The organism is Candidatus Frankia alpina (assembly GCF_902806485.1).
GTDB lineage: Bacteria > Actinomycetota > Actinomycetes > Frankiales > Frankiaceae > Frankia > Frankia alpina.
In genome coordinates this window covers 1-5,504 of the sequence record NZ_CADCWT010000279.1, presented here as the reverse complement: position 1 = coordinate 5,504, position 5,504 = coordinate 1, and the positions used below count along the sequence as shown (strand labels likewise).

The window sequence follows — 5,504 nt, the reverse complement described above, 5'->3', positions numbered from 1 at the left end:
GCCCTTCCAGAGGGACGAATCGGACGTCGAACCCCCCGGAAGGGCAAGGAAGTTACCTCCGCCCGGCCGCCGCGCGTGAGACCGGCGGCGGTGAGCGACGGCGGTCAGTGGGCGGCGGCGGGGAGGAAGGGGCGGTTGCCGGTGTCGGCGGGGGCGGCCGACGCAGACGCGGCGGCGTGCAGGCCGGCGCGGGTGAGCTGCGGTAGGACGCCCTCGCCGAACCAGTACAGCTCCTCCAGATGGGGGTAGCCGGAGAAGACGAACTCGTCGATGCCGAGAGCTGCGTACTCGACGACCCGCTCGGCCACCTCGCCGTGGCTGCCGACCAGCGCGGTGCCCGCGCCGCCCCGGACCAGCCCGACCCCGGCCCACAGGTTCGGGACGATCTCCAGGGCGCGCGGGTCGCGCCAGCTGCCGTCGGCCCGGTGGCTGGCGTGCAGGGCCAGCATCCGGGACTGGCCGGTGGATTCGCTGCGGGCGAGGCCGGCCTGCGCGGCGGTGACGACGTCCTCGCCGAGGGCGTCGAGCAGGCGCCGGGCCTCCCGCCAGGCGTCGTCGGCGCTGTCGCGGGTGATGACGTGCAGCCGGATGCCGAAGCGGATGGTGCGACCGCGCTGCGCGGCGAGCCGACGGACCCAGGCGATCTTCTCCGCGACGGCGGCCAGCGGCTCCCCCCAGGTCAGGTACACGTCGGCGTGGGTCTCGGCGACGAGGCCGGCCGCGGCCGAGGACCCGCCGAAGTACAGCGACGGGACGGGATCGGGCAGGGTCGGCAGCCGGGCCGCCTCGACGTCCAGGTGAGTGCCGCGGTGGGTGACCGTCTCCCCCGCCCACAGCCGGCGCACCACGTCGAGGAACTCGTCGCAGCGGGCGTAGCGGGCCTCCTTGTCCAGGTGGTCGCCGTAGGCGCGCTGCTCGTGCGCCTCCCCGCCGGTGACGACGTTGAGCAGCAGCCGGCCGGGGGCGTGCGCGCTGAACGTGGCGGCCATCTGGGCGGCGAGCGTCGGGCTGATCAGGCCCGGCCGGAACGCGACGAGGAACGCCGGCCGCTCGGACTCGCGGGCCAGCATCGCCGTCGTCAGCCAGGCGTCCTGACACCAGGCCCCGGTCGGGGTGAGCGCGCCGGCGAACCCGAACTCCTCGGCGGCGCGGGCGATCGACGACAGGTAGCCGATGGTGGACCGCCGGTCGCCGGCCGCGACCCCCGCGGGCAGGCCGTGACCCCCGCCGACGATGAAACGCGAGTCGCCGTAGGTGGGCAGGAACCAGTGCAACCGCAGCGTCATGGGCGGACACCTCCAGGGATCGCGACCGCCGATCCCCCGCGGCGGTGGTCTGACGGGCGCCGGGCGGGGCCCGGCTGAATGCTCAGAGCTGGCCGTGGCGGGGCGGCGGGGTGCCGGACAGCAGCCAGCGGCCGATGTGCTGGACCTTCCAGCGGCTCGGGTCGTGCAGCGTGTGGGTACGGCCGTCGCGCCAGTGCCGGGCGAGGTTCAGCGTGCCGGCGGCCGAGCGGGTACCACCGAGCTCGAACAGCTCCGACGCGGCGCGCACCGCGGCCCGCGCGCCGGCGACCTTGGCCACGGCGGTGGCGACGGACGCCCGCGCGGTGGCGTCGCCGGTCGGGTCGAACTCGGCGGCGTCGATGGCCGCCGCCGCCTCGCGCAGCAGCGCCTCCGCCGCCCGCACCTCGATCTCCAGCTCGCCGGCCTGCTGGACGAGCAGCGGATCGTCGGCGGCCCGCGCCCCGCCGCTTTCGAACCACGGCCGGGCCGTGGCGACCTGGGCGACGGCGGCGTCGAGCGCGCCGCGGGCGATGCCTACGTCCAGCGCGGCGTGCAGGACCTGCGCGCGGGCGCCGTACGTCGTCGGGCCGTCGAACAGCGACGAGAACGGGACGACCTGGCCGGCCTCGACCGCCACCCCGTCGAGGCGGACGGTGCCGCTGGCCGTGGTGCGCTGGCCCATGCCGTCCCAGTCGTCGGCGACCCGCACGCCCGGCGCGTCCCGGGGGATGTAGACCAGCGCCTTGACCGGCGAACCGTCGGGGCGCGCCGCGGTGTCGGCGAGGACCGCGCGCACGACCAGCCAGTGGGCGAACAGCGCGCCGGTGCAGTAGAACTTCTCCCCGGTGAGCAGATAGCCGCCGGCGGGACTGCGGCGCAGCGTGGTGGCGTCGTCGGCGATCGTCCGCCCGCCGCGCTCGGTCTGCGCGTTGGCGAAGCGCCGCCCGGCGAGCGCCTGGGCGAAGTAGAAGGCATGCTGGTCGGCGTCGCCCTGGCGGCGCAGGGCGTCGAGGAAGACGACGTGGCTGTGCGGGATCTGGGCGAGGCTCCCGTCGGCGGTGGCGAGCAGCCGGAACACCTCGGTCAGCGTCGCCACCGACACGTCCGCCCCGCCGAAGCGGGCCGGCACGGTGATGCCGAGCAGCCCCGAGGCGGACAGCTCCTCGACCTCGACGGCGGGCAGCCGCCGTTCGGCGTCCCGGGCGCCGGCGCCGGCCGCGAACCGGACCGCGAGCGAGCCCGCGACCTCGACAGCCTCGGCGTCCGAACGCAGCACCGCGACCCGGCGGTCGACGACGGCCGGGGCGGTTGCGGCGGCGAACGGGCGGTCGGACACGGTGGCACTCCTGAGGTCGAGGGGCGGGTGATGGCGGACGCCACCTCGCTGCGTCCGCCATCACCCCGCGGCCGCGGGGTCAGCGGTAGAGGGAGAACTCCGGGGCGCGGCGGTTGAGCGTCCAGTCGCCGACCTCGCGCGCCTTGTAGGCCACCGGGTCGTGGACGGTGTGGGTGCGCAGGTTGCGCCAGTGGCGGTCGAAGCCGTAGGCGCTGGTCGTCGCCCGCGAGCCCTGGATCTCGAACAACCGGCTCGCCGCCGCCAACGACACCTCCGTCGTCAGGTACTTCGCCTCGTAGACAGCGATCGCCGCCTCGGCCCGTTCGTCCGCGGTCAGGGCCGGCCCGATGGTGAGGGCGGCCTGCAACGCCTCGCCGGCCCGGTCGGCCAGCAGGGCGGCGACGCGGATCTCGCTGCGCAGCTCCCCGACGGTCTGCAGGATGTAGGCGTCGTCGGTGGCCCGCTCGACGCCGGAGGTCTCCCACCGCGCGGCCTGCAGGCGAGTCCAGTCGAGCGCCTCCTCCAGCGCGCCCTCGGCGGTGCCGATGTAGAAGTTGACGAACGCGAGCTGCCAGTGCGGCGTGACCAGCGTCTGGTACGGCGTCAGGGTGCGGCCGGTGAGCGGGTCGTCGCCGAGCAGTTCGGCGCGGTCGATGCGGGCGTTGTCGAACACGACGCCGCCGGAGTCAGTGAGCCGCTGGCCGATGTTGTCCCAGTCCTGCAGGGCCCGGAAGCCCTCGCGCCCGGCGGGCAGCGAGACGAACACGAGCTCGCCGTCGAGCACGGCGGTGACGGACAACTGGTCGCCGAGGCTCGCCCCCGAGGCGAACGAACGCCGGCCGTTCAGCCGGAAGGCGTCGCCGTCGCGGGTCAGCACCAGGTCGGAGCCGCCGCGCGGGTTCTGCACGCCGCCCCAGAACAGCTTCTCGGCGCCGTTGCGCCGCGACTGGGCGTCGGCCTGCTCGGGCGTGCCGAACAGCGGGGCGATGCGCGTCTGGGCGTAGTGATAGCCGAGCAGGTGGGCGATGGAGGTGTCGCCGCGGGCGATGCGGCGGGTGAGCTGGGCGGCCTGGGCGTAGTCGAGTCCGTCGCCGCCGTAGGCGACGGACTCCTGGACGGCGAGCAGGTCGTGGCGGCGCAGCAACTCGACCTCGGCGCGCGGGGTCTGGTTCGCGTGGTCGCGTTCCGCGGCGGTCGCGCGCAGCTCGGCGGCGACGAGGTCGGCGCGGGCCAGCGCGGCGGCAAAGCGCGCCGCGGTGTCGTCGGAGATCACGGTGTCGTCGGCGGGCGTAGCGGCGGCTGGGGACGGCCGCTGGTCGGCGTCAAGAGACATGCAGGGCTCCTCGATGAGGGAAATGGACAAGCACGTGGTGGCGCGCGGGCACTTCGGGGGCCGTGGCTGGTCACGGACACAAGGCGCTGCCCGTGCGGCGGAGGTCGACGTGGCGCCGCCGGACCAGCCGCCGGTGGCCGGCGCGCGGACGGTGGAGAGCCATGGTCAGGAGGCTCTCCGGACCAGCTCACCGCGCTCGGCGGCGTCGGCCTCCAGTTCCCGCACGAGCGGCAGGATCCGGCGACCGAAGTACTCGACGTCTTCCAGGTAGTGCAGGAAGCCGAGCAGGATCAGGTCGACGCCGCGGCGACGGTAGGCGACGATGCGCTCGGCGATCTGCTCAGGGGTGCCGACGAGGCCGGTACGGAAGCCGTCGTTGTACTGGACCAGGTCGGCGAACTCCGAGTCCTGCCACATGCCCTTGCCGTCGGAGGTAGACCGGCCGGCCTGCTTCACCGCGGAACCGAAACCCTCGACGGCCTCCCGGTCGGCCTTCGCGATGATCTCGCGGAGTACCTCGCGGGCCTCGGCCTCGGTGTCGCGGGCGATGAGGAACCCGTTGAGGCCGAACCGGACCCGCCGCCCGCCGTGGCGGGCCGCCTCGGCGTTGACCTCGGCGATCTGCTCGCTGACGCCGTCAAGGTCGCGGCCGTTGCTGAAGTACCAGTCCGACATCCGGCCCGCCATCGCCCGCGCGGCCGTCGAGTTGCCGCCCTGGAAGATCTCCGGATGCGGCCGGTCGAGGGCCGTCACCGGCTTGGGCTTGAGGTCGAAGTCGTGCAGCCGGTAGAAGTCGCCACGGAACTCGGCATGGTCGTCGGTCCAGATCTCGCGCAGGTAGCGGATGAACTCCTCGCTGCGCCGGTACCGCTCGTCGTGTTCCAGCCAGGCCTCGCCGAGTTTGGTGAACTCGTCCTTGAACCAGCCGCTGACGACGTTGACGGCGGCCCGGCCGCCGGAGATCTGGTCGGCGGTGGCGATGAACTTTGCCAGCACACCCGGATGCCACAGCCCCGGGTGGATCGCGGCGATCACCTTCAGCCGTTCGGTGGCCAGCAGCAGCGCCAGGCTGAAGCTGGTCGATTCGTGCTGGTAGGCGGCGCCGTAGGAGGCCGTGTAGCGGACCTGGCTGAGCGCATAGTCGAAGCCGCTGTTCTCCGCGAGCACGGCGAGACGCCGGTTGTAGTCGTAACTCCAGTCGGTGCGCTGCTCGATCCTGCTGACCACCAGGCCGCCGCTGACGTTCGGCACCCAGTAGGCGAATCTGATCGGCTCGCGACCGACGTCGACCTCATCTGACATCGGGTAGTACCTTCATGGCGACAGGACGAGCAGACGGCAGGACGAATACGAGTGACGGCGAGTCACGGTGCTGCTGAAACACAGAGTCCCGGGACGGTGTTGCCCCAACACGGTGATCCCGCCACGCCGCAACACTGGCGGTACGGCGAGACGCCGGTGGTACGGGAATGCGGAACGCGGGAATGCAGTGGGACCGGAGAAGTGCGAGCCGGCGAGGCCGGGCCGGTGTCACTGAGCCATTCCCGGC

Annotated in this window: 4 protein-coding genes; all 4 read right to left on the bottom strand. The window is 73.6% G+C overall.

The window, feature by feature from the left end:
* Positions 1 to 104: 104 nt before the first annotated feature.
* The 4 genes from G6R25_RS20800 to sfnG all read right to left on the bottom strand — a co-directional run bounded on the left by G6R25_RS20800 (position 105) and on the right by sfnG (position 5,257).
* Positions 105 to 1,286 (bottom strand): LLM class flavin-dependent oxidoreductase, encoded by a 1,182-nt coding sequence (locus tag G6R25_RS20800; protein WP_163554274.1) that lies wholly within the window; start codon positions 1,284 to 1,286, stop codon positions 105 to 107.
* Positions 1,287 to 1,368: 82 nt separating this feature from the next.
* Positions 1,369 to 2,622 (bottom strand): SfnB family sulfur acquisition oxidoreductase, encoded by a 1,254-nt coding sequence (locus G6R25_RS20795; RefSeq protein WP_163554273.1) that lies wholly within the window; start codon positions 2,620 to 2,622, stop codon positions 1,369 to 1,371.
* Between the two features lie 79 nt (positions 2,623 to 2,701).
* Positions 2,702 to 3,955, bottom strand: coding sequence for an acyl-CoA dehydrogenase family protein (locus tag G6R25_RS20790; protein WP_163554272.1), 1,254 nt, complete (start codon positions 3,953 to 3,955; stop codon positions 2,702 to 2,704).
* A gap of 165 nt (positions 3,956 to 4,120) precedes the next feature.
* Positions 4,121 to 5,257 carry a dimethylsulfone monooxygenase SfnG gene (sfnG, locus tag G6R25_RS20785; protein WP_163554271.1) on the bottom strand — a complete coding sequence of 379 codons (1,137 nt, stop codon included), beginning with the start codon at positions 5,255 to 5,257 and terminating at the stop codon, positions 4,121 to 4,123.
* Positions 5,258 to 5,504: the final 247 nt, after the last annotated feature.